This is a genomic window from Marinobacter sp. CA1 (assembly GCF_020546665.1).
Lineage (GTDB): Bacteria > Pseudomonadota > Gammaproteobacteria > Pseudomonadales > Oleiphilaceae > Marinobacter > Marinobacter xestospongiae.
On the sequence record NZ_CP071785.1, the window covers coordinates 1,201,390 to 1,225,063 of the forward strand.

At 60.3% G+C, this 23,674-nt stretch carries 15 protein-coding genes and 1 pseudogene; 8 read left to right on the plus strand and 8 right to left on the minus strand.

What is annotated here, in order from left to right; genetic code table 11:
- Nucleotides 1-122: 122 nt before the first annotated feature.
- From J2887_RS05635 to J2887_RS05645, 3 genes and pseudogenes are all read right to left on the minus strand, one after another.
- A complete protein-coding gene (locus J2887_RS05635) occupies nucleotides 123-5,150 on the minus strand; it encodes a beta strand repeat-containing protein (protein WP_227176055.1) in 5,028 nt (1,675 codons plus the stop codon).
- Nucleotides 5,151-5,765: 615 nt separating this feature from the next.
- Nucleotides 5,766-6,248, minus strand: a pseudogene (locus J2887_RS21815) (DUF4347 domain-containing protein); the annotation flags it as partial.
- A 550-nt stretch (nucleotides 6,249-6,798) separates the two neighbouring features.
- Entirely contained in the window at nucleotides 6,799-7,491 is a 693-nt protein-coding gene (locus J2887_RS05645) for a phage tail protein (protein WP_227174838.1), read from the minus strand.
- Nucleotides 7,492-7,991: 500 nt separating this feature from the next.
- Here J2887_RS05645 and J2887_RS05650 point away from each other — a divergent pair, with 500 nt between their 5' ends.
- From J2887_RS05650 to J2887_RS05665, 4 genes are all read left to right on the plus strand, one after another.
- Nucleotides 7,992-8,543: a c-type cytochrome gene (locus J2887_RS05650; protein ID WP_416381910.1), complete on the plus strand. Its 552-nt coding sequence runs from the start codon at nucleotides 7,992-7,994 to the stop codon at nucleotides 8,541-8,543.
- A gap of 152 nt (nucleotides 8,544-8,695) precedes the next feature.
- Complete coding sequence (locus J2887_RS05655) at nucleotides 8,696-9,211, plus strand: sigma-70 family RNA polymerase sigma factor (RefSeq protein ID WP_227174843.1); 516 nt, start codon at nucleotides 8,696-8,698, stop codon at nucleotides 9,209-9,211.
- Nucleotides 9,190-10,137: a FecR domain-containing protein gene (locus J2887_RS05660; RefSeq protein ID WP_227174845.1), complete on the plus strand. Its 948-nt coding sequence runs from the start codon at nucleotides 9,190-9,192 to the stop codon at nucleotides 10,135-10,137. Before J2887_RS05655 ends, J2887_RS05660 begins: the two co-directional genes overlap by 22 nt.
- Nucleotides 10,138-10,291: 154 nt before the next feature.
- Complete coding sequence (locus J2887_RS05665) at nucleotides 10,292-12,688, plus strand: TonB-dependent siderophore receptor (RefSeq protein ID WP_227174848.1); 2,397 nt, start codon at nucleotides 10,292-10,294, stop codon at nucleotides 12,686-12,688.
- 55 nt (nucleotides 12,689-12,743) lie between these two features.
- On the opposite strand, the gene J2887_RS05670 is transcribed toward J2887_RS05665, so the two are convergent.
- The gene (locus tag J2887_RS05670) at nucleotides 12,744-13,523 is read right to left on the minus strand and encodes a crotonase/enoyl-CoA hydratase family protein (RefSeq protein WP_227174849.1); all 780 of its coding nucleotides are present in this window, start codon (nucleotides 13,521-13,523) and stop codon (nucleotides 12,744-12,746) included.
- Nucleotides 13,523-15,325, minus strand: coding sequence for an acyl-CoA dehydrogenase (locus J2887_RS05675; protein ID WP_227174857.1), 1,803 nt, complete (start codon nucleotides 15,323-15,325; stop codon nucleotides 13,523-13,525). The genes J2887_RS05670 and J2887_RS05675 overlap by 1 nt, the downstream gene beginning before the upstream one ends.
- Before the next feature lie 155 nt (nucleotides 15,326-15,480).
- Here J2887_RS05675 and J2887_RS05680 point away from each other — a divergent pair, with 155 nt between their 5' ends.
- Nucleotides 15,481-16,461 (plus strand): GlxA family transcriptional regulator, encoded by a 981-nt coding sequence (locus J2887_RS05680; protein ID WP_227174860.1) that lies wholly within the window; start codon nucleotides 15,481-15,483, stop codon nucleotides 16,459-16,461.
- A 30-nt stretch (nucleotides 16,462-16,491) separates the two neighbouring features.
- Here J2887_RS05680 and J2887_RS21720 read toward each other — a convergent pair whose 3' ends face one another.
- Nucleotides 16,492-16,623, minus strand: a complete 132-nt coding sequence (locus J2887_RS21720; protein WP_267461612.1) for a hypothetical protein — start codon at nucleotides 16,621-16,623, stop codon at nucleotides 16,492-16,494.
- Nucleotides 16,624-16,729: 106 nt separating this feature from the next.
- Nucleotides 16,730-17,239 (minus strand): endonuclease V, encoded by a 510-nt coding sequence (locus J2887_RS05685; RefSeq protein WP_227174863.1) that lies wholly within the window; start codon nucleotides 17,237-17,239, stop codon nucleotides 16,730-16,732.
- 192 nt (nucleotides 17,240-17,431) lie between these two features.
- Between J2887_RS05685 and yeiP the strand changes: the two genes are divergently transcribed.
- Nucleotides 17,432-17,998 carry an elongation factor P-like protein YeiP gene (yeiP, locus tag J2887_RS05690; protein WP_227174867.1) on the plus strand — a complete coding sequence of 189 codons (567 nt, stop codon included), beginning with the start codon at nucleotides 17,432-17,434 and terminating at the stop codon, nucleotides 17,996-17,998.
- Nucleotides 17,999-18,092: 94 nt separating this feature from the next.
- Here the strand turns inward: yeiP and J2887_RS05695 are convergent, their stop codons facing one another.
- Nucleotides 18,093-18,545, minus strand: a complete 453-nt coding sequence (locus tag J2887_RS05695) for a winged helix-turn-helix transcriptional regulator (protein WP_227174869.1) — start codon at nucleotides 18,543-18,545, stop codon at nucleotides 18,093-18,095.
- 186 nt (nucleotides 18,546-18,731) lie between these two features.
- On the opposite strand from J2887_RS05695, the gene putA reads away from it, so the two are divergent.
- Together putA and J2887_RS05705 are read left to right on the plus strand one after the other, a co-directional pair.
- Nucleotides 18,732-22,355: a bifunctional proline dehydrogenase/L-glutamate gamma-semialdehyde dehydrogenase PutA gene (gene putA, locus J2887_RS05700; protein WP_227174871.1), complete on the plus strand. Its 3,624-nt coding sequence runs from the start codon at nucleotides 18,732-18,734 to the stop codon at nucleotides 22,353-22,355.
- A 225-nt stretch (nucleotides 22,356-22,580) separates the two neighbouring features.
- On the plus strand, nucleotides 22,581-23,504 hold the full coding sequence (locus tag J2887_RS05705; protein WP_227174872.1) for a helix-turn-helix transcriptional regulator: 924 nt from the start codon (nucleotides 22,581-22,583) through the stop codon (nucleotides 23,502-23,504).
- Nucleotides 23,505-23,674: the final 170 nt, after the last annotated feature.

The following is a 23,674-nucleotide window of genomic DNA, read 5'->3' on the forward strand; positions in this document are numbered from 1 at the left end:
GACCCATAATGGTTCTGTGACCGCCAGCGACGTTGGTTGGTTCATTTGGCTCGTCCCTGAGCCCCGTTGTTCTGATGAGCTCCGTTGTCCTGATAAGCCCTGCTGCTCTGATAAGGGTGAATCTAACCAAAAGTCGCCCAGTCAAAGTAGTCGCTGACATCCAGGCCATCAAAGGGCCCCGGCGGTTCAACGGGCTCTGGCTCGGGGTCCGGCTCCGGTGCCAGTGGCCGGAAGCCAGGGGCGCCCGGGTCGAGGATCACGCCGTTGACCTGGCCGTCGTCGTCGAACTCACTGCCGTCTTCGATGGCGAAGGTCAGCAGCAGGCGATCATTCACCTGCGTCATGCTGCCGCCGTAGGACTCGCTGGCGAGGTTGACCCACTCACCGCTGCCATCCTGCTTCCAGTAACCGTTGACGTTCAGGCTGCCAGCGATGAACAGCTCGAAGGTAACGGCGTCACCTTCGTCCACCGTGGCCTCAAAGCCCAGCAGGCCCAGGGGCATCTCCAGGTCGTCCGGCCGATCCGCCGGGGCGTCCAGCTGCACCAGGTTGGTCAGGGCGTTGTTGCCGCTGCCTGTTGCCAGGGTGATGTAGGTTGCCGGCGCATCGCCGGGGTTGCTCTGGGCGGTGTCGGTTTCCAGGAACAGCAGCGAGGCAACGTTGGCCTGTTCGGTATCTTGTACGGAGTCGCCGTTGCCATCGCCCTGGCCGTTGCCGTCGAGGGACGGTACGCCGGCTTCCTCTTCCTGACTGATGCCGTCGCCGTCGGTGTCCGGTTCGGGATCTGGCTCCGGGTCAGGATCAGGCTCGGGGTCGGGCTCTGGTTCCGGATCAGGTGTGGGTGTAGGTGGCGGAGGTGGCGGTGGGTTGCCCACATCCAGGGTCAGGGTGTTGCTGGCTGCCGCGAACTCGGTGCCGTCATTAACGCTGAACACCAGGCTGGCGTAGCCGTTGCCGGAAGCGCCGTTGGCGGGACTGAACACCAGCAGGCCGTTGGTGATGTCGGTGGCGGTGATGATGTCGCCGTTGGCCACCGCGTTGCCATTGAAGGTCAGGCTGCCGTCCGCCGGTATGGTATCGATGCGCACCGATTGCAGGCTATCGCCGGTATCAACGTCGCTAAAGCCAAAGTCCGCGGTGGTAAACGTATGAGCGCCGTTGTAGCTGATATTGACCGTATCATCGGCGGCGGTAGGCGCGTCGTTCACGGGGGTAATGTCGATGTTGACGCTGCCCAAGGCGGTGTCCGTGCCGCCGTCGTTAATGCTTAAGCTGACGGTGGCGACATCGCTGCCGGCCAGGTTTTCAGCCGGCGTATGGGTAAGGTTGGTGCCATTGATATAGGCATCGATATCGGCAATGGTGCCGGTCAGCGTCAGGGCGGCGGTGGTGCTGCCGCCGACGGTCACACCGCCACCGCTGGCGGCGGCGAGGGTACCGGCACTGGCGGTTAAGGTCAGGGTTACGTTGCCGGTGGTGTCGACGTCGGACAACGTCGCCGCAGACAGATCCAGATTGGCGGCGGTGTCTTCAGTGAAGCTGACGTCGCTGATTAAGCCGGCCAGCTGCGGGGCATCGTTGACCGCGGTGACTACCACGCTGACGTCCGCGGTATCGATGGCCTGGCTGTCCGACACGGTAACGCGTACTGTCCGGGTGGATTCTGCGGGGTTCTCACCTGTGGCTTCAAAGGTCAACGCTTGCAGCAATGACTGAATTCGAGCCGGCGTCGCATTGGCATTGAGGTTCACCACAAAATCATTACCGGCAGCGATGTTATTGGCCAATGTGCCAATGACGGTCCCAGACACCGACACATTGGAACCCATGGTGGTGCCGGCCAGACTGACCACGCCATCGGTGTTGACGGACAGCACATCGCTGGTGGCATCGGCATTGGCGGTCACGCTGACGGCGACCGAGCCGCCATTAAAGTTGGCCGAGTCGGCATCCGTCAGGGTGGCGTTGGTACTGGCGTCCAGGAACACCGCACCACCTTCTTCGGCGGCATTCACACTGTCACCATCCAGATTGCCAATGGCCGGCGGGTTGGGCGTGACTCTGATGGTAAAGTTGCCGCTGTCGTCGGCATCACCACCGTTGGCGCTACCATCGGCGTCGTTCAGAGTCAGGGTAAAACCGCGATCGCCCAAGGCCGACGGTGCATCGTACTGCAGCTGTTGCAGCAGCGTCTGTACACGGACATTGGTGGCATTGGCGCCGAAATTGATGGTGAAGTCGTTACCGCCCTGGCCGTCGTCGGTGCCGTCGACGGTACCAATCGAGGTGCCTGATACCTGAATGGTCTCCCCCGCGCTGACGGTAGCATCGCCGCCTGAGGTCACAGTGGTACCGTCAACAAACCAGTTGCCATTGGCGGTGCCAGAGGTTTGCGCCAACGTGATAAAACCACCGTTGTAGTCGGCGCTATCCACATTGGCGACGGCGGCGTCGGCAAAGCCGCTTAGCGCCTGAGCACCGTTACCGGCCACCACTTGGCTGGTCTCGGTATACACATTGCTCACTACCGGCGCATCGTTCACACCGGTCAGCGAAACCGTGGAGGTGAGGTTCGGCGTGGCTGCGTTGCTGCCGCCATTGGCTGTGCCGCCACTGTCGGTAACGCTGGTGATGGTGACGACACGGTTGCCAGCGGTGGTGGGGTTATCTGAGCTGTTGCGGTAAGTCAGACCGTCGATCAGGGTTTGCAGCTGCGCTTCTGACAGCGTGGCACCCGTGAACGAGACCGTGGCGGTGCTGCCGGTCACTGACACATTGGTCGTTAGGCCATTGGTGGCTGTGTTGACCGAGTTGCCGTTGGTGATAGCTATATCTGAGCCATCGAACGACAGGATTTCGTCAGAGCCGTCGGCGACGTTGGTGACGGTCAGGGTCAGCCCGCTGAAGGTCTGCCCGGTTTCGACGGTATCGGTGCTGACGGTGTTGAACAGATCCTGCGCACCACCACCTTCAACAAAGGTGGGATTGCCGCCGGTGGCGGTCACGCTGGGGGCATCGTTGACATCGGTGAGGGTCGCCGTAATGGAGCCTGTGCCGTTGGCTGCGCCGTCACTGACGGTAAAGTCCAGTTGAACATTGGTAGCTGGGTCATTGCTGCTGTTGCTGTAGCGAATCGCTTGCAACACTTCATTTACCAGTGCGGTGGTGGGTGTGGTGCCGTTGTCGGCAAAGCTCAGTTGCAACTGGCCGTTGCCGGTATTGGCGATGGTGGCAATCACGTTACCGCCAGCCGAGACGGTACCACCGCCATTGGGGCCGCCGGCGACGGTCAAATTGCCACCGCTGAGCACACTGAACAGATCCGACGCATCGGTGCCGCCATTGCGGGCAATCGTAAGGCTGGCGCCGGAATAATCGCCGTTGCCGCCGTTTAAAGCATCCAGCTCCAGATCGCTGATGGTGGCGTTGGCATCCAGCGGCACCGCCGCGGCGCCTTCGGTATAGCTGGGTGTGCCATCCAGACCGGTAAATACCGGTGCGTCGTTCACCGCATTAATGGTCACACTGGCGGTATCTGAGGCGGTGGAAAACGACGTTGCGTTGCCAACCGTTGAGGCATCTGCGGTGCCGCCGGCGCTGCCGGAGGTTTTATCCCAGGCGTGAAAAGTAATGGTGGCCGTGCCGCTGTAGTTAGCATCGGGCACAAAGCGAATTAGCTGAGTACTGCCGCCGCCCAAGCTGCCATCGAGCAACCGTGCTGTCGCGGTAAGATCGACGCTGCTGCCAGTGGTGCCGGAAAAGTTATTCCAACTGGTGCCGTTGTCGGTGCTGTATTGCCAAATACCATTGGTGTTATCGACCTGAGTCACGGCAATGGCTTCCGCCGCACCGCCATCGACGTCGGTAATCGAGCCATCGACCACCATAGCTGCCACGCTGGTGCCCGGGTTATTGGCGTTGTTGGCACCGTCGTCATCTCCATCGGCACCAGAGCCATCGTCGTCACCGGCGTCTTCGTCGATGGCGGTTAATACCGGCGACTGAGCGGCATCCAAACTTGGCGCATCGTTACCTGCGGTGATGTCGGCGTTGACGCTGCCGAGGGCAACGTTGCCCGAGCCGTCTCCATCATTGGCGGTGACGGTGAAGGTGGAGGCGTCGTTGCCACTGTCGTTGCTGGCCCCCGTCCACTGGATGTTGCTGGCCGTGTCCAGGTAGGTATTGATGTCTGCAGCCGTTCCAACCAGGGTGATGGTAGTGGCGTTGAGCAGTGTTTCTGTGACGCCGCCGCCAACACCGGCGCCATCGGCGGGGGCGGCAAAGGTGCCCTCGCTCGCCGTGAGGGTCACGGTGAGGGTGGCGCTGTCCACATCCGCAAACGAAACGGGCGACAGATCCACATTGCCCTGAGTGTCTTCGGTAAAGGTGAGATCGGTCGGCAACCCTGTCGCTGTCGGGTCATCGTTGACGGCGGTGATGTCGGCGTTGATGGTGCCGTGGGCGACATCACCCGAGCCATCGCCATCATTGGCCGTGACAGTGAAAGTGGAGGCATCGTTGCCACTGTCGTTGCTGGCTCCCGTCCACTGGATGTTGCTGGCCGTGTCCAGGTAGGTGTTGATGTCTGCAGCCGTTCCAACCAGGGTGATGGTAGTGGCGTTGACCAGTGTTTCTGTGACACCTCCGCCAACACCGGCGCCATCGGCGGGGGTCGCGAAGGTGCCTTCGCTGGCCGTGAGGGTGACGGTGACGTTGCTGCTGTCCACATCCGCGAAGGTCGCCGCAGACAGATCCACATTGCCCTGGGTATCTTCCGTAAACGTAATGTCGCTCGCCAACCCTGTTACCGTCGGATCATCGTTCACGGCAGAGATGGTGATGTTCACTGTGTCCGCGGTGCCGTTTTCCGTGCCATCGTTTGGTGTGACGGTCAGGGTGGCTGCCGTTGTATCGTCAGCGGCCGTGGTGAACGTAATCTTGCTGGTATCGTTCAGGTAGGTGTTGAGATTGGCGGCACTGCCCTGCAGCGTCATGCTGGAGGTGCCGGAGTTGGCAACGGTGACGCCTGCGGTGGTGCCATTGCCATCGGTGCTCGCGATGGAGCCGCGATCTACGACCAGCGTCAGGGTGATGGTGTCGCCGTCCGCATCGGATACGTTATAAGCCGACAAATCAATGGCGGTGGCCACGTCTTCGGTGGCCGTATCGTCAGCGGGGGGGCCGCCCAGAGTAGGGGCGTTGTTCGGGGCGACTGGATCAGAGATTTGAATGTTATTGACAGATGGACCGTAATTTCCACCTACTCCATAAATCCTGATTTCGTCAATATCTTGGAACTCTGAAGGCGTTAATTCATCTGCTTGCGAAAGGTTGATGTAGGAATCATTGGTATTTCCTGTAAACTGAACCCCGGCTCCGGTTGCTGTGCCATCTTTGAACCCTTTTATAAGAAAATCTGCTCCCATCCACCAGGCATCGTGAAAATCAAGTGAGACGATTGAAAACTCGCTCCCATCTTGACTTTTTATTGCCATCCCTTTGTAGCCATTATCATAATCGCTCCCACCAGAAAGAAGAATGGCAGGGTAACCTCCCCAATTGGGTGTATCACCATCGATATATTTGACGCCATTTCCTGTAGACGTTCCACTGATGTCGCTTATGCCATAGATTTCAATTTCAATACCTGCGATGTCTGCAGAACCGCCTTCTCCATCTGTCGCAGCTGTTGCGTTTGTGTAGCCTTCTTCTGTAAAAGTAATGGTGCCTGAAAACAGAGTGTTCTGGAAATTATTTAGCACTAAAGGTGATGAGTTTATTTCACCCGCGCCATTTTCAAGATTCCAGTCGCCGCCTTGGTTCTTAGCACCGGTCAAATCATTTGAAGCCGCAATATCCGCGCTTGTTGCTTTTGCCAGTTCACGGATAAATTCGATACCGGTTTGGTTGGATGTTACATTACAACCATATAACAAAATGTCGCCGTCCTCGGCCAGGGCGCTGCCTATTTGAGCCAGCTCATTCTGATACATCGCCAGTGCGTCACTGGAGAGGGTGGCACTACCTAGTTGCTGGGCACCAGATGTGCCATGTCCAAGAATATGAATGGCGCTGTAACCGGAATGTGCTTGCGCCCAGTCGGTCATGACTTGGATACCGTCCTGATACGGGGCGACCAGTACAAACTCCATGCCTTCGGGTAGGCCATTGATCAAGCGTTGATAGTCCGGAAGACTGGCGTCAATAAAGGTGACTTGATTGCTAGAGTTAGGTGATAACAATGGCATTACGCTTCCCTCGTTTAATCTCTTTTCAGTAGCCAGGTCGAGAACTATCAGGATGCAAAGGTCGGATTAGTCATTCTGCTTAACCTTATGTCCGGCATCGACTCGTGCGGTGTTGCAACTGTGAAACCAAAAAGCCTTCTGCTCGCACTGACCAAATTGCTTCAACGTGTCGGCCCTAGGTCGGCAGAAACTACTGGCATCGATTGTGAAATTACCAAGCAATGCCTGTCCTTGCTGTGTCGCTGAGGGAACACACACATCCCATCCAGCTGCGTTGTATCAAGTGTCGTACGCCGGGTTGCTTGAGGCATCCTGAACTCTCCGCATACTGAATTCTCCTGAATGTGGTCGTCTCAGAGCTGGTGGCGGACGAGCAGCGGCAGGGAGGCTTGCGGCCTATATTGGATCGTGCACTTTAGTGATGCTTAAAATTTAGATAGTTTTTGTCGCTGGGACACGGTGAATGTGGTGGTCTTTGTGTTTCATTGTGTGACGAAGATCACCCATTGGTTGCGAACTGTAGCGGCTCAATCGATCTGAGCCGCTGACTTCAGTCTCTGGGTGGAAAAATCCCGGTCATTGCAACGCAATAACGCATGGCAACCTGGGGCGGTCGGTTATTGAAGTCCTGGCCCATGCCGGCATTGCCTACCGCCACAGTACCGGAACCACTGACGCTGGTGGTTACGCCTCCTACATTGGCCAGATGATCCGAGGCTGCGGCAGCCCATATCGCGGCTGCACTGGGTCCACCTGGTGAAGCGGCGAGGTAGTTCTGTGTGGAAGAGGGGGTCACGGTATTGCTGCCCGAATTCGGTAGCACCGGAATGGTGACGTCGACATTGCCGAGGCTAGTGATCGAGGCGGCGTGACTGTGTGTAGGCAGGTTGGCCAGAGTTAGGGTAATGAACTCCCTGCCCGCCATGTTACCTTGCCGCACTGGTTGCAGGCCTGGACCAGTGCCCTGCCCGATACCGCTGCGTCCACGGTAATCAGGTAAAGCAAAGGTGCTTCTGCCGTCGCCACCATATTGTGTTCCGATTAATGAAAACAGGGCTGTATAGCTGGAGATAGGAAGTACCTGCCCGGCAGCCTCTTTATAGCCCCTCGGGCAGAAGTTGGCTGCGGTTGTGCAAACTGAGCCAATGTATGGCTCTGGTACACAGGTTGCAAAAACGCTCCCGCCTGAGACAGTTAACGCGAGAAAAGCTGACGATGCGAACAGGGTATGGGGGTGTTTCATTAGGGCTCCTCCTATGAGTCCAATCCGTCGGTCCATGCTGTGGTCACTTGTTGGCAGGGATCTGATTGGCTCCTTGTTTGCTGATTTGCGTGAGTAGGTGGGTCGAGGTGTCGATGATCCAAATGCGTTTCCGCCCGCCCGAGTATCAAATTACGGCAGAACTGGGTGGTTAATAAGTGATCAGTTAAAGGGTAGGCCAGGCATTACCGAAGCGCCAACGTGCGATGGGGTTGGATTGCCATTGATGTGAAGTGAAATATGCTTAGCATGGTAAGGAATTAGCCACTTTGATCCGACGTCGGTTGAAGTCGCTTTCCCAGGGACGCTTTCTTGCAATGAATTGATGTAAGACAAGTTTGTCTCAATTCGGAGGGGCTAACCTGCTATCCATTAGCATAGCGAGGTATTCAATGGTTCAAAGGAACTGGTTTTACGGACTGATAATCGGATGTTTCGGTCTGGCGTCCATGGCGCACGCGGAGTCTACCGTCAACGAGGCCATGGCCAAGGTGAACCAGATCCTGGGTAATCCGGAGCTGCATGAAGCCAGTTACCAGGCAGGCCTTGAGCGGATTACCTTCTGTGCTTCCTGTCACGGTAAAGATGGCAACTCAAAGCGGGACTACATTCCCAACCTGGCGGCACAGCACCCGCTGTACCTGTTCGAGCAGTTTGAGAAATTCGCCGACGGCACCCGGGAAGACTATGTCATGTCCAGGCTGGCGAAGATCCTGACGCTGGAAGATCGCATCAACATAGCGGTCTACTACAGCGAGCAGGAGGCAAGGGCGCGGCAGGCTGATAACGCCGGGCAGGTGGAAGCCGGTGCCGAGGTGTTTGCCTCCGTGTGCACCAATTGCCATGGCCGCGCTGCTGAGGGTTTCCGCAACATGCCCAGGCTGGCAGGGCAGCCAGCGGAGTACGTTCGCAATGCCCTCAACCGGTTCCAGGATATGGACCCGGCCAGCTCCAGCTCGCCGATGATCGGCATCGCAAGCGGTTTGTCCGAGGACGACATTGCGGCGGTGGCGACCTACCTCCAGACCCTCTGATCATCGCCTTGGCGGTCACGCCGGCTGGTACACAGTCCAGGCGGCGTGACACCTGAATACCCATGATCGACACACGCTGATCAAAAAGCTGTTGATGCGAATCGTTCCTGTTTGTGTTCTAATCCGCGACATGTTGTATGCGGGAGAAGGCTATGGCCGCCGATGAATTGGCACAACGACGGGATATCAACGCTCTCTACACTGGCCATCATGACTGGCTTCAGCGGTGGCTGAGCAGGCAGACCGGCTGCTCGGAGATGGCTGCGGATCTGGCCCAGGAAACGTTCCTTCGGGTCATTCACAAGCAGCAGAAAGATCAGTGTTTCTCCATCAGTTATCCGCGCCGTTACCTTCGCATGGCTGCAAACAGCCTGATGATAGACCTCTTTCGGCGCAGGGCGGTGGAGCAGGCCTATCAGGAGGCTCTGGCGCAACGGGCGGATACCTGCACCCTCCCGTTGGAAGAACGGGAAATCATTCTGGAAACCCTGCAACGGCTGGATCGACTGTTGGGGCAACTGCCGGGCCCGGTTCGCCAGGCGTTTCTGCTGTCCCGCCTGGAGGGGCTGACCTATGCCGAGATCGGTGACCAACTGAAGGTGTCTGAACGAACCGTGAAACGATACATGCAACAGGCGTTTGTCCTATGTCTGGATCTGATGGTGTGACCGTGGATCGCCAGATACTGCTGCAGCAGGCCGCGGACTGGCTGGTGCGACTGGATCACGGCCCGCTCGCGGACGATGAGCAGCAGGCTTTCCAGGCCTGGTATCAGTCAAGCCCTGAGCACGAGCGGGTATGGCAGGCGGCCTGTCAGCTGAACCAGGATTTCGAGCGGGTGCCGGCGGGACTGGCGGCACCGGTGCTGGCCCGGCCCCGTGTCGGTCGCCGGGCCGTGCTCAAGGCCCTGGCCGGATTCGGTGTGGTGCTGCCGCTGGGATACGCCGTTCGTGAGCGTCACCTCTGGTTGGCGGACTACCGCAGTGACATCGGCGAACAGCGGACGCTGGTGCTGGACGATGGCAGCACCTTGATCCTCAACACGGCCACTGCTCTGGATGTGCAGTTTGATGAGCGGCAGCGCCAGATCCGGCTCTACCAGGGAGAAGTGTTTGTAGCCACCGGTCCGGATGCCGTCAGACCTTTATCGGTGGTGACCGACCAGGGCAGGGTGCGGGCCCTTGGTACCGAGTTTTCGGTGCGCTGTCTGGCGGATGCCGACCAGGTCTGTGTCGCGAAAGATCGGGTGGTGGTTGAGCCGGCGTCCGGAGCGGAACCGGCCCTGCTGGGTGATGGCCAGCGCTGTCTCTTTACCGCCAGTCGGGCCGGCCAGGTTGAGGCGCTGGCGCCTGATGCCCTGGCCTGGCGTCGTGGTGAGCTGATTGTTGACCGTTGGCCGCTCCGGGCGTTTCTCGCCGAATTGGCTCGCTACCGTCCCGGGTTGTTGCGTTGCGATGATGCGGTGGCGAACCTAGAGGTTTCCGGGGTCTTCCTGACCGATAAAAGCGATCAAGCGCTGGAAGTGCTGGAGGCGGTTTTTGATCTTCAGGTGACCCGGGTCACACCGTACTGGGTCTCCGTTGGTAGAAGCTGAAGATAAATAATTCGCATTTGCTTGTCCCCTGAGCATGGGGCGCTTCGACTAAGTAGTACATCGAATCGAAATCGAAACTCATCGTCGAGGTGCTCCAATGCCAGTCACGTTTTCTCCTCGTCCTTCCGGGACAATCAGGATTCACCGCAGCTCATTGCTGGCCGTTGCCATTGCCGCTTCCGGGCTGGGCATGGCGGTGCCGGTAATGGCCGAGAGTCCGGCCGCCGAAGCACACCAGGCGTCGTTCAATGTTGCGCCCGGTGCCCTGTCGTCGGTACTGAATCAACTGGCCCGTCAGGCCGGGATCACGCTGTCGTTTGATCCTGCTCAGGTCGGCGGCCTGCAAAGCCAGGGAGTGGCGGGCAGCTATTCGGTTGAGCAGGCGATCCGGCAGGCGCTTGCGGGCACCGGCTGTGTGGTCAGCCGTACGGAGTCCGGTGGTTATTCGGTCAAGCGCGGCGCGGCGGAGAGTTCCCGGCGCCAACTGCCGGCTCTGACCATCAGTGCCGAAGCGGTTCAGGAGATTGCTCTGGGTTCGGTGGAGGGCTACGTCGCTCATCGCACCGCCTCAGCCACCAAGACCGATATTCCGCTGATGGAAACGCCCCAGTCGATCTCGGTGCTGACGGCGGACTTTGTCGATGCTATCGGCAGTGAAAGTTTGGCGGATGCGCTGACCTACGCCCCCGGGGTCAACACCGCACCCTGGGGGGACCAGTCGCACTACGACTGGCTCTACATCCGGGGCGCAGACGCCTATTCCCCCGGCTTCTATCTGGACGGTCTGCAACTGCGGAACAGCGGTAACTGGGGGCTCTGGAAAACCGAAAACTACGGTCTGGAGCGGATCGAGCTGCTGCGAGGCCCCTCCTCCACGCTGTACGGCCAGGGCGGCCCCGGTGGGGTGGTCAATCTGGTGAGCAAGCGCCCGGAAGCCGATGGCCCCAATGAGATCCGTGCACAACTGGGCAGTCACAATCACAAGCAGCTGGCGCTGGATGTCACGGGCGCCCTGGATCAGGAGGGGCAGTGGCTGTACCGCGTTACCGGGTTGCTGCGAGATGCCGAACTGTCTACGGCTGATCTGGAGAATGATCGCCTGTTCCTGGCCCCGTCACTGACCTGGCAGCCCAATGACGATACCCGGCTGACCCTGCTGAGCCAGTACATGCGTGAGCGAACCGGCGCGGTCTGGCATGGCTACCCAACCGAAGGCACGCTGCTGGAGAACCCGAACGGCGACATTCCGATTTCCACCTTGTTGGGGGAGCCGGATTTCAACCGGTACCATCAGGACCAGTGGATGCTGGGGTATGAGTTCGAGCACTATCTGACCGATTCTCTGCGAGTCCAGCAAAACGCCCGTTACGGTACCTTTGATCTGGACTACGGTGTGATCTGGTCCAACGGATGGGTCACCCAGAACGAAGCGGACCCGGCGGCCGCCGAGAACTTCCGGGTGGTGAACCGGACACCGTTTGCCAGCGATGAGGAAGCCACTTCGGTGACGGTTGATACCCGCTTGCTGGCAGAGACCCGACTGGGCCGCTGGGACCACACCACGGTGCTGGGCTGGGACTACCAGTACACCCGGATGGACGTGCTGGCAAACTACGGCGGCACCGTGGCGCCGCTGGACCTATACGCACCCCGGTATGGCGCGAGCGTCGAACTGGCTGATCCTTTCATTAATGGGACAACCCGGCTGCACCAGTCTGGTATCTACCTGCAGAACCAGGCCAAGTTCGATGATCGCTGGATTGTCACCGTTGGTGGGCGCTATGACCAGGCCTCTGTGGACAATGAGGATTTCAACAGCAACAGTCGCAGTGACAACAGCGACTATGAGTTTACCGGTCGGGCGGGTCTGGTCTATGTGGCGGACAACGGCTTCGCACCGTACCTGAGCTATTCCGAATCGTTCATGCCCAATACCACGATCAATCCGGAGAACGGGCAGCCCTTCGAGCCGGAAACCGGTCGCCAATACGAGCTCGGGGCCCGTTACCAGCCTCTGGGACATCGTGCCCGGTACGCCGTGGCCGCGTTTGAGACGGTCCGTAGCGACTACGTGGTGTGGGAGTGGAGTTCCGGTGGACCGCGCCAGACCGGGGAAAACACCATCCGGGGAATCGAATTCGAGGCCCAGGCGGAACCGGTCGACAACCTCAACCTCCATGCCAGCTACAGCTGGATTCCCAAGGCCGACGTCACCGAGAGCGCCAACGCCGCCCAGGTTGGCAAACAGGACCTGGCGGTGTCAGAGCACCAGGTGTCGGTGTGGTCGGACTATCGACTGGACAACGGCCTGAAGCTGGGGCTGGGGGTGCGTTATACCGGCTCCAATGACGGCACCAAGGAAGAGGCGCCGAAGCCGCTGCCGTCCAGTACCCTGGTGGATGCACTGGTCAGCTACGAGCTGCCGGACTGGCTGTTCAGCCTGAATGTCCGCAACCTCACCGATCGCGAAACCCTGCCGGCCTGTGGCAGCGATGAGTGCTACTACGGCGAACGCCGCAAAGTGGTCGCCAATGTCAGCTATCGCTGGTAAACGCTGAACGGCCGGGCCCTGTGGGGCCCGGCCAGTTTTGCGTTGAGGTGAGGAGCTAGCAGCCCCGGAAAACCGCCTCCCGGCGTTCCAGGAATGACTGGATGCCTTCTTTCACATCCTCGCTGGCCATCACCGGCTGGAGGTCCGGGAACAGCCGCTGCTTGGCGGCTTCCTGACCCGCGCTGACCGCCAGCTTGGAGGAGGCCAGGCTGCCGCTGACGCCCAGCGGTGCTGCCCGGGCAATCTTTTCAGCTATCGCCAGGGCGGCCTGAAACTGCTCGCCCGGTTCCACCAGTTCCTGTATCAGCCCCCACTGGTAGGCCTGTTCCGCAGTCCACTCGTCGCCGGTGAGCAGGTAGCGCTGGGCGTTGCCCCAACCAATCTCCCTGGGCAGGCGGATGGTGGCGCCACCGCAGGCAAAGATGCCCCGCTTGACTTCCAGCTGGGCGAACCGGGTGCCCCTGGCAGCCACGCGAATGTCGGTGTTGAGCATCATTTCCACGCCACAGGTGTAGCAGATGCCCTGGGCGGCGAACACCACCGGTTTGGTGAGGCCCTCACCGGTGATGTGGAACGGGTCCAGCTCACCTTCGCCGGGCGCAATGCCGGAACCGTTGGCGAATACCCCGGCCCAGTCGTCCAGTTGCAGACCGCTGGTGAAGTGATCCCCCTCGGCGTACACCAGCCCCACCCGCAGATCCGGGTCATGCTGCAATTGGTGATAGGCACTGGCGATCTGGTGGTACATCGCCCGGTTCATGGCGTTCATTTTGTCAGGGCGGTTGAGCCCGATCAGCAGGATATGCCCCTGCCTTTCTACCTTGACCAGTGACATCAGAACCACTCCTTTTGCATGTTGAGGCAGGTGTTGTCCTGATTGCGCAGCAGAACCAGGTCCTGAGCGACGGTGGGCAGCTCCCAGTGGAAGAAGTACTGGGCGGCCTGCAGTTTGCCGTTGTAGAAATGCCGGTCGGCGTCGGAGTTGGCGGCGACGAGGCCGTCGATGGCGGCGTTGGCCTGGCGCAGCCACATCCACGCCACGATGATGTTGCCGAACAGGTGCAGATAGCAGGAGGCATTCGCCAGGGCCGGATTGGGATCGCCTCCCATCAGTGACTTACCGAGGGTTTGCGTCACCTTGACCGCCTGCTGCAGGGTTTCGCTCAGGGACAGCGCCCAGGGCTGGCAGCGTTCGCTGGTGGCCGCCTTGAGATCCACCTGCATCTCCTGCAGCAGGATCTGCAGGCCATGGCTCTGGTCCTGCCACAGCTTGCGGCCCAGCAGGTCCAGGGCCTGGATGCCGTTGGTACCCTCGTGGATCGGATTCAGCCGGTTGTCGCGCCAGCACTGCTCGACCGGGTATTCCCGGGTATAGCCGGCGCCGCCGTACACCTGAATCGCCAGGTCGTTGGCTTTGGGACCGTACTCGGACGGCCAGGCCTTGATCACCGGCGTGAGCAGATCCAGCAGTTTGCCGGCCTCCTCCCGCTTTTGCGGATCGGGGTGGGTGTGCTGGTCGTCCATCAGCCGGGCGCCAAACAGGCACAAGGCCAGGCCGCCTTCGCTGTAGGCCTTCTGGGCCAGTAGCATGCGGCGCACATCCGCGTGTTCGATGATCGGAACCTGGGGGCTTTCCGGGTTCTTCTCCGAGGGCTTGCGGCCCTGCAGGCGGTCCTTGGCGTACGCCAGGCTGTGCATGTAGCCACGGTAGCCTATCACCGCCGCGCCAAAGCCCACGCCGAGGCGGGCTTCGTTCATCATCTGGAACATGTACTTCAGGCCCTGATGGGGCTCGCCCACCAGGTAGCCGTGACAGGGCGCGTCGTCACCGAAGCTGAGCGCGGTGGAGGTGGTACCGCGATAGCCCAGCTTGTGGATCAGCCCGGCCAGGCTGACGCCGTTGCGTTCTCCGCGGCTGCCGTCGGCATCGACCCGGAACTTGGGCACGATGAACAGGGAGATCCCTTTGACGCCGGCCGGCGCGCCTTTGATCTTTGCCAGTACCATGTGAACGATGTTGTCCGTCAGTGACTGCTCACCGCCGGAAATGTAGATCTTGGCGCCCTTGATCAGGTAATGGCCTTGGTCGGTGGGAGAGGCGGAGGTTCGGATATCCGCCAGGCTGGAGCCGGCGTGAGGTTCGGTGAGGGCCATGGTGCCGGCGAACCGGCCGGACAGCATCGGCGGCAGAAAGGTACTGCGCTGCTGCTCGTTGCCGAAGACGCGGATCAGGTTTGCCGCGGCTGTGGTCAGAAATGGGTAGCCGGCAGTGCCCGGGTTGGCGGCGGTGAAGAAGCCATTGCAGGCCGCCATGATGGATTCCGGCAGTTGCATACCGCCCAGCGCCTCGTCGTAACGGCCGGCGAGGAAGCCTGCTTCGGCGTAGGCGTCGAACGCCTGCTTGACCTCGGGCAGCATCTGCACCTCGCCATCGACGAAACGGGGTTCGTCCTTGTCGGCAGCGCTGTTGTGATTGGCGAAGGTCTCCCGCGCCATCCGGTCGGCGGTTTCGATCACGGCGTCGAAGGTGTCCTTGCTGTGATCCCGGAATCGCTCCCGTTGCAGCAGGGCTTCCGTGTCCATCACATCGTAAAGCTGGAACGCCAGGTCGCGGCGATCAATCAGGGTATCGGTCATAGTTGTGTCCCGGGTGTGATCCTTGGCGAGCCCCCGGGAGCCGGAGGCTACTGAGCATGGCACCAAGCCTCTCATACTGCCTGCTCACACGGAACCGGCATTTCTGACATAATATTGGCCAATCCCGCCACATGATCGGATTCTACGGAGACACCATGCAGACCATCACCGTGATTGGTTTTGACGGCGCCCTAGCCAGCGCCATCACCGGCGTGATCGACCTGTTCCGGCTTGCCGGTGTTACCTGGGCGCGGATTCACGGTGAGGCTCCCCAACGTCACTTTGAGACCCGACTGCTGACCCGGGATGGAACCCCCTGCCGTTGTATCAATGGCATTGGTCTGCTGGCAGACGGGGCATGGGCTGAAGCGACAGAGACCGATCTGGTGGTGATCCCCACCATTGGCGGGCCGATTGAGGCGGTGCTGGCGGAGAACCGCGCGCTGGTGACCTGGCTGGCCGGGTTGGCGGCGGGTGAATGTGGTGGCGTGAGGGTGGCCAGCAACTGCACCGGCGCCTTCCTGCTGGCTGAAGCCGGCCTGCTGGATGGGCGGCGGGCAACCACCCACTGGGGCTTCAGCCACCAGTTTCGACAGCGCTACCCCGGGGTGCAGCTGCAACCGGACAGCCTGGTAACGGTGGATGGCCCAGTGGCCTGTGCCGGAGGTGGCATGGCCTGGTGGGACCTGGTCGTCTATCTGGTGGAACGGCTGGCCGGGGCCCAGGTGGCCCGCGAGTTGGCCAAGGCTTTCGTCATCGATGCCGGGCGTACCAGCCAGGCGCCCTACAGTGTCCTGCAAACCCGTCGCTACCACTCGGATGACACCATCCTGGCGTTGCAGGACTGGCTGGAACAGCGGTTTCACGAATCCCTGCCACTGGCGGCCCTGGCGTTGCAGGCCGGCTTGACCGAGCGCTCCCTGTTGCGTCGCTTCCGTCTCGCGACCGGCGATACCCCCACCAATTACCTGCAGCTGCTGCGGGTGGAAGCGGCCCGGCGACGCCTGGAATCAAGCCGCGACAGTCTCGAGACCATTACCCGAGCGGTCGGGTATGAGGATGTCAGCTCATTCAGTCGATTGTTCCGGAAACACACCGGACTGTCCCCGGGCGCCTATCGGGCACGATTCAGTTAACCTGAGATTCCCTGAGGTTCTTATCAGGCACTATTTGTCAAAGAAGCCAAGCTGCGTAAGCACAACACAGACGCCGATCAACAGCACCATGAACTTCCAGTCCTGGCCGCTTTCTTTCATGAAGTCATAGAGCGACTGATCCTTGCGGCTCTTGAACTCCACATCCACTTCCCGGGTCAAGAGCCGTCTGAGTCTGGATGGTTTTCTGGGGCGTTTTCTTCGCATAGCTCCCTGGTTTCTAAGCTCGAATGTTCGGAGGATTCGGCTGTCAGTCTGCGAGCTCTGTGCGTCGGCAAACCCGATCGGCTTGCTTCAGCAGTGTCGGGTTGCGGTATTTGCCGTGCATTCGCTGAACGGCCTGGTAGGCGTCGTTCTGCTCGATGCCTTCGGCGGTTACATAGAGCGGGGTGTTGCTGTTGCCGCGGTAAAGGGCGAAGTCGTCGCCAATGTCCCGGAATGGTTTCTTGGCGACGCCGATGATGATGGTTCTGCCGTCCAGGGCATCGTAAAGGTGTTTCCCAAGGCCGGGCTGGTGTTTGCCATCCAGGTACACGTATCCATCAATCATGATCACGTCCGGCTTGAGGTCGTGTTCCCGCAGCAATGTGAGGATGCACGGGAGTTCCCGTTTGTAGAAGCTGCCAGGCACATAGTCGGCGATGTTGTCGACCTGTGACTGGTAAATGCTTGTGGCTTCGCTGTCCTGCCAGTGCTGAAAGGCAATACCCGCAACGCTGGCGGTCATGCCTCTGTAATCTACATCTACTGCTAGTATCATGCCGGTTCGTTCCGTGTGCCGGAGTTAATCCGAGACTCCCTAAACACTTTAACGAGGCTGCGGAATCAGGGCAATCGGGGCCGGGCAGTCGATTGTGACTCGGCTTCGTGGTATATCAGCTACCCGAGATCGCCGTTAAGCGGCAACGCAGGGCCATGCATGGTCCCCGAGATTGTTTAGGAGTGAGAGACGATGCCAAGAGCAAGTGAGATCAAGAAGAACTCGGCGGTGGAATATGACGGCCGGGTCTACTTTGTGAAGGACATTGAACGGTCCGTGCCCCAGGGCCGGGCTGGCGGTAGCCTCTACCGCATGCGTATGTACGACGTGGTGACCAACAACAAGCTTGACCAGACCTTCAAGGATTCGGACATGCTGAATCTGGCGGACCTGGTCCGTCGGCCGGCGACCTTCTCCTATTCGGATGGTGAAGAGTATGTGTTCATGGACAGTGAGGATTTCAGCCAGTACAGCCTCAATAAGGAGTCCATTGAAGACGAACTGCTGTTCATCACTGAAGACATGCAGGGACTGATGGTCATTCTGGTGAGTGACGCACCGGTGGCTCTCGATCTGCCCACCACGGTGGAGCTGGAAATCACCGAGACCGACCCGTCCATCAAGGGTGGCTCCGCCACGGCCCGGACCAAGCCGGCAACCCTGTCCACCGGGCTGGTGGTGCAGGTGCCGGAGCATATCTCCACCGGCGACCGCATCAAGGTCAACGTGGAAGATCGCAAGTTTCTCAGCCGGGCCTGAGGCTCATCCCAGCGGGGCGCTGACGGCGCTCCCGCTGCCTGAACTTTCCTTTCCTGTTTCCCTTTTCAACTTTTCCTCTGCTTTCTTGGCAGACCTACATCCCCCGGTCTTTGACGTTCTCCATCACCACGAAGGTGCTGGTCTGCACCACGTGGGGCAGGGCAGAGATCTGCTCCCCCAGCACCGTGCGATATTCGGTCATGTTGCGGGTACGGACCTTCAGCAGAAAATCGAAATTACTGGCGATCATATGGCACTGCTCCACCGCCGCGATGTCCCGTACCGCATTATTGAAGGCGGTAAGGGCCTTGCTGCTGGTGTCGTTCAGGGTGACCTGGGCAAAGGCGATGTGATTCAGTCCCAGCTTGGCCTGGTCCACCAGGGCGGTGTAGCCGGTGATGTAGCCCTGTTCCTCCAGCCGTCGCATGCGGACCTGGCAGGGCGTTTTGGACAGCCCGACGCGGGACGCCAGGTCAGTGACGGTGATGCGTCCGTTCTTCTGGAGTTCCCGCAGGATGGAGTGGTCGATTCGGTCCAGGTCGGCCATAGGGGATTGCACCTGTGCTTGGGTGAAGGTCTGGTTGCCTAAAATTCACAGTATTTTAATCCATATCTGGATATTTTGGCATCAATAAAGTCCAAGTGGCTGGTCGTTGGTGGGCTAAAAGGGAAATCGACTTTCTGTGCATCGGTAGAATGCTGCGGTGAGACCAACAATGATGAGGTGATGACAATGAACCCGCAGCAGTCAGTGACTCCCGATCTGATCGAGTGCCGTCAAAACATCCGTGACCACTACCTGGCCAACGAACACCAGGTGATTCATGGGCTGATTGCGGAAGCCCAGCTCACCCAGGCAGAACGCGAGGCCATGTCTGTCCGCGCTGCGGATCTGGTGCGAGCCGTGCGGGCCAATGCCAAGCCCACCATCATGGAAAAATTCCTGTCCGAATACGGCCTGACCACAAAAGAGGGCGTTGCCCTGATGTGTCTGGCCGAGGCACTGCTGCGGGTGCCGGACAACATGACCATTCACGCACTGATTGAAGACAAGATCACCTCTGGTAACTGGGGCGCCCACGTCGGCAAGGCGTCTTCGTCTTTGATCAACTCCACCACTCTGGCGCTGCTGATGACCAGCAACCTGCTGAAAGACTCTGAGCGCCAGAGCGTGGGCGACACCCTGCGCAAGATGATCAAACGCCTGGGCGAGCCGGTGGTCCGCACCGTTGCCGGCCAGGCGATGAAAGAGATGGGCCGTCAGTTCGTTCTGGGTCGTGACATCGACGAAGCCCAGGATCGCGCCAAGTCTTATATGGAAAAGGGTTACACCTACTCCTACGACATGCTCGGCGAAGCCGCCCGCACCGACGCCGATGCGCTGCGCTATCACCGCGCCTACGCCGATGCCATCAACCGTATCCGCCCGGCCTGCACCGGCGATGTCCGCAAGAACCCGGGTATTTCGGTCAAACTGTCTGCCCTGCACGCCCGTTACGAGTTCGGTCACAAGGAGCGGGTGATGGAAGAGCTGGTGCCGCGGGCACTGGAACTCGCCAAGATGGCTCGTGATGCCAACATGGGCTTCAACATTGATGCCGAGGAAGCGGACCGTCTCGACCTCTCCCTGGATGTGATCGAAGCAATCCTGGTGGACCCGGAGCTGGCCGGATGGGACGGCTTTGGTGTGGTGGTTCAGGCCTTCGGCAAGCGCGCCTCCTTTACCCTGGACTGGCTCTACGCGCTGTCTGAAAAGCTCGACCGCCGCATCATGGTGCGACTGGTAAAAGGCGCCTACTGGGATGCCGAGATCAAGCGTGCCCAGGTGATGGGTCTGGAAGGCTTCCCGGTGTTTACCCGCAAGGCCTGCAGCGATGTGTCCTACCTCGCCTGTGCCAAGAAACTGATGGGCATGACGGACCGCATTTACCCGCAGTTCGCCACTCACAACGCCCACTCGGTATCGGCAATTCTGGAGATGGCCCAGGGCCGTGACTGCTACGAATTCCAGCGCCTGCATGGCATGGGGGAATCCCTGCACGACCAGGTCATCCGCGAAAGCGGCGTGCCCTGTCGGATCTACGCGCCGGTGGGTGCGCACAGTGACCTGCTGGCGTACCTGGTGCGCCGGCTGCTGGAGAACGGTGCCAACAGCTCGTTCGTCAACCAGATCGTCGATACCAGCATCACCCCCGAGCAGATTGCCCAGGACCCGATCGACGTGGTGGTCGCCATGGGCGACAACATCGCCAGTAAGGCTATCGTGCGTCCGGAAGCGCTGTTCGGTAGCGAGCGTCGTAACTCCAAGGGCTGGGACATCACCGATCCGGTCACCGTTGCCGAGGTTGAGCGTGGCCGTGGCGAATACCGCAGTCACCGCTGGACCGGTGGTCCGGTTATGGCCGTGGACGCGGTGGGCACCGAAGTACAGATGGTGCGTAACCCGGCCGATCCGGACGACCTGGTCGGGCATGTGACCCAGGCTTCCGAGGCGGATATTGACGCCGCCATTACCGCTGCCCAGGGTGGTTTCCAGGAGTGGTCCGGGATGTCCGCCGAGCAGCGCGGTGCCTGCATTCGCAAGGTTGGCGACCTGTTCGAAGCTCACGCCGACGAGCTGTTCGCACTGACCACCCGTGAGGCCGGTAAATCCCTGCTGGACGCCATTGCCGAGATCCGAGAGGCGGTGGATTTTGCCCAGTTCTACGCTGACGAAGGTATCCGTTACCAGGGCAGTGGTGAGGCTCACGGCATCATGTGCTGTATTTCACCGTGGAACTTCCCGCTGGCGATCTTCGCTGGCCAGGTCCTGGCCTGCCTGTCTGCCGGCAACGTGGTGCTGGCCAAGCCGGCGGAGCAGACCTCGCTGATCGCTGTACGGGCGGTGGAGCTGATGCACGAGGCCGGTATTCCCAAGGCCGCCATCCAGCTGCTGCCGGGCACCGGTGCCACTGTGGGGGCGGCGCTGACCTCCGACCCGCGTCTGGCCGGGGTGTGCTTCACCGGTTCCACCGCGACGGCCCAGCGCATCAGCGGTGTGATGGCCGAGAAGATGGCGCCGGACGCGCCGCTGGTTGCCGAGACCGGCGGCCTCAATGCCATGATTGTCGATTCCACAGCGCTGCCGGAACAGGTGGTGCGCGACGTGCTGGCGTCCTCGTTCCAGAGTGCCGGCCAGCGCTGTTCCGCCCTGCGGATGCTGTATGTCCAGAAAGACATTGCCGACCACCTGCTGGAAATGCTGTTCGGTGCCATGGAAGAGCTGGGAATTGGTAACCCGTGGTTGCTGTCCACTGACGTGGGCCCGGTGATTGACCAGGCCTCCAAGGACCGCATCGAAGCCCACTGCAATCGCTTCGCCAAGCAGGGCCGGGTACTCAAACGCCTGCCGGTACCGGAGAAGGGCCTGTTTGTGGCGCCCACCGTGATTCGGGTGAACGGCATTGAGGAGCTGGAGGAAGAGATCTTCGGGCCGGTTCTGCATGTGGCCACGTTTGAGGCCCGTGACATCGACCAGGTGGTCGACGCGGTTAATGCCAAGGGGTATGGCCTGACGTTCGGTATCCACAGCCGGGTGGATCACCGGGTGGATCGCATTGCCCGCCGTATCAAGGTGGGTAACACCTACGTCAACCGTAACCAGATCGGTGCCATCGTGGGCTCCCAGCCGTTCGGTGGTGAGGGGCTGTCCGGCACTGGTCCCAAGGCCGGTGGTCCGCAGTATGTACGCCGGTTCATGAAAGCCGGGACCGAGTCCCGGGCGACGGACAGCTCTGCCAAGGCGGTTGATGCCAAGCAGCTGCGTGGCCTGATCCACAAGCTGGAAGGCCAGCAGGCGCTGGCTCCGGAAGCACGGATTGAGGCCCTGCGGCCGATCTTCGGCAAGGTACCGGCACCGCTGGACACCGGCTATGAAGAAATGCCGGGACCGACCGGGGAACTCAACCGTCTGTCCTGCCATGCCCGTGGTGTGATCCTGTGCCTGGGGCCGGACCGTGAGTCCGCCATGGCGCAGGCCGCAACGGCACTGTCCCAGGGCAACAAGGTGGTGATGATTGCGCCGGGGGTTGCCGACGTGGTGAGCCAGGCCGCGAATGCCGGCCTGCCGGTAGTGGGCGCTGAAGGCCTGCTGGCACCGGAAGCCCTGGTGTCTGCAGCTGGCTTTGAGGCGGTGGTGAGTGTGGCCGAGCAGGATCTGCTCAAGGCCTACCGTCAGGCACTGGCCCGTCGCGACGGCGCCCTGCTGCCGCTGATTACCGAGCCGACCCTGGATCAGCGCTTCGTCATCGAGCGTCACCTGTGTGTGGACACCACCGCGGCAGGTGGCAACGCAAGTCTGATTGCTGCTTCCGAGTAAAGCCGTCACATAGCGCGGTGATTACGGAACCGCCTGAATGCTCTGCGTTCAGGCGGTTTTTTTTGCCGGTTGTTTATGTTCTTAAGACTCAATCAGAGTTCACTTAAGTGAAAATGAGTCTATATAGCGTTTGAGAATGGTGTGCGGTATTCTGGGATGGATTTGGCCGAGCTTTACCAGCCGTGGCCACTTGGAAAACCATTTCAGAGTCTCTGATGCCCCGTCATGATCGAAACCGCCATACCCCACGTCGCCCCCCATTCCGCTTCCCGCACCTTTAGTCATCGTGATCTGAGCCAGTTTGGTGAACGATTCGCCCTGGACTATCGCTACCCGGACAACGCCTCACCGACGGACATACTGTCCGGCCAGGTCGAGGAATTCAGCTTCCGGCCTGGGATGCAGCTGGTGCGATCGGATGTGGAGGTGCTGGAAACCTATGAATCCCGTTCGCTCAATCCCGCACCGCTGTGCCTGGTGGTGGTTCTGGAAGGGCAGGTGGGGCTCTCACTTGGGTCCCAGACCTTGGAGTTGTCCGACCGAACGGTGGCCACGCTCCATATGGAGCAGGAGGCGCGGCTGGATGCGCGGCAACGCCGTGGACAGCGTCTCAAGGTGCTGACCCTGAGCGTGGATGCCGCCTCGCTGACGGCGTTGGAAGTGGCCGCCGGCCACCAGACCCGCGGACAGGTGTGGCAACTGCCGGATTACCTCGCCCAGGCGCTGGCAGCGCCTCAGTCCTCACCGCTATGGCTGGAGGGGCTCAGCCTGCAACTGCTGTCCCTGGGCCTGCAGGGGGCTGAAGAGACCACAGCCGGGTCGCCCGTGAGCCCGCGGGATCGGCGCCGCCTGGCGGATCTCCGCGATCGACTGGCCGCGGAACCGCAACACGACTACACCATGACCGCGCTGGCCGGGCTGGCGGCCATGAGTCCGAGCAGTCTGCGCAGCAAGTTCAAGGCGGTGTACGGCCAGACCGTGTTTGAGTTCCTCAAGGCGCGTCGGCTGGAGCTGGCCCGAGGTTACCTGGAGCAGGGTTACAGCGTGCAACAGGCCGCTCACTTCACCGGTTATCGTCATGCCACCAACCTGACGGCGGCGTTCCGTCGCCGCTATGGCCTGCCGCCGAGTCAGCTGGTTCGACGGTAGCTTCGCTTGGCAGCTGACTGCGTTGTCGCCTCAAATTGACATCCTGTCGTTTCCCATAGCTTCTGCGGCAATAATTGCTGAATAATAATGATTTGCATTAAGGGGAGATGTGTCCCCTGATTCACTGGCTTTTGGCAGTGGTTGCGGGCGTTGGTTGCCAAGCCCTTGCC